The organism is Halomonas eurihalina, from assembly GCF_008274785.1.
Taxonomy (GTDB): Bacteria; Pseudomonadota; Gammaproteobacteria; order Pseudomonadales; family Halomonadaceae; genus Halomonas; species Halomonas eurihalina.
The window spans coordinates 1-587 of the sequence record NZ_VTPU01000049.1 but is presented as its reverse complement, the minus strand read 5'-3'; the positions used below and the strand labels follow the sequence as shown (position 1 = coordinate 587).

1 protein-coding gene is annotated in these 587 nt (G+C 65.4%); it reads left to right on the top strand.

Going from position 1 to position 587, the window contains the following annotated elements:
- Positions 1 to 587 (top strand): universal stress protein (locus tag FZZ93_RS18210; protein ID WP_149323702.1); only part of this gene is annotated, 587 nt, incomplete at both ends.

Below are 587 nucleotides of genomic sequence, written 5' to 3'. Positions count from 1 at the left end.
CTTTCGCACCTGGACGAAGAGCGCGCCAAGATCGCCCAGGAGCGAGGCCGGCTGATGCTCCAGGCTGCCAAGGAACGCGCCGTGGAGGATGGCGTGGCCGAGCCTTCTACGCGTCAGCGCAATGGCACCCTCGTCGAAACCCTGGACGAGCTGGAAGAGGAAATCCGCCTGCTGGTGATCGGCAAGCGCGGCGAGACGGCGCATCAGGCCCGCGAGCATCTGGGCTCCAACCTGGAACGCGTGGTGCGCGGCCTGCATCGGCCGATCCTGATGGTGCCGGAAACCTTCAAGCGCCCCGAACGGGTGATGATTGCCTTCGACGGCAGCAAGACTACCCGCAAGGGCGTGGAAATGCTGGCGAAAAGCCCGCTATTCCAGGGCATCCCGGTGCACGTGGTAATCGTCGGTGCCGAGACCGGCGACAACCGCTCGCAGCTCGACTGGGCCCTGAAGACACTGCGCGACGCCGGCCATGAGGCAGAAGGCGCCATTCGTGCCGGCGAGGTCGAGCCGACCCTGCACGCCTACCAGGAAGAACAGAACATCGACCTGCTGGTGATGGGGGCCTACGGCCATTCCCGTATTCG